The sequence below is a fragment of the Streptomonospora alba genome (genome assembly GCF_000826685.1).
Taxonomy (GTDB): Bacteria; Actinomycetota; Actinomycetes; order Streptosporangiales; family Streptosporangiaceae; genus Streptomonospora; species Streptomonospora alba.
On record NZ_JROO01000100.1, the window covers coordinates 1 to 470 of the forward strand.

1 protein-coding gene is annotated in these 470 nt (G+C 72.6%); it reads right to left on the bottom strand.

Features of this window, described 5'->3' with window-relative positions; translation table 11 throughout:
- The coding region (locus LP52_RS25440; RefSeq protein WP_040276965.1) for a polyketide synthase dehydratase domain-containing protein at nucleotides 1–470 on the bottom strand (470 nt) is incomplete at both ends.

The window sequence follows — 470 nt, forward strand, 5'->3', positions numbered from 1 at the left end:
TCGGCGGGGGTCCAGTCGGGCCGGTACAGCGGAACCGACCGGGCCGCCGACACCGCCTGGGCCGGACGCAGCCACAACCGCTCCGCCTCGGCCACAAGCTCCCCGCGCATGTCGGTCACCGCCAGACGCACACCGCCGCCACCCACCGGAACAAGACCCACACGCACCCGCGAAGCACCCGCGGCATACACCCGCACCCCGCTCCACGAGAACGGCACGACACCGCCCTCAACACCCTCCACCTCCGCAAACGCCAGCGCATGCAGCGCCGCATCCAGCAACGCCGGATGCAGCGCGAACTCCCCGGCCTGCTCGCGCACCGCCTCCGGAAGCTCCGCCTCCGCAAACACCGCCCCCTCGGCACCGGCCCACACCCGACGCAGCCCCTGAAAGGCCGGCCCGTAGTCGAACCCGCCCTCGGCCAACCGCTCGTAAAGCCCCGAAAGATCCACCTCGACCGCCGACTCCGG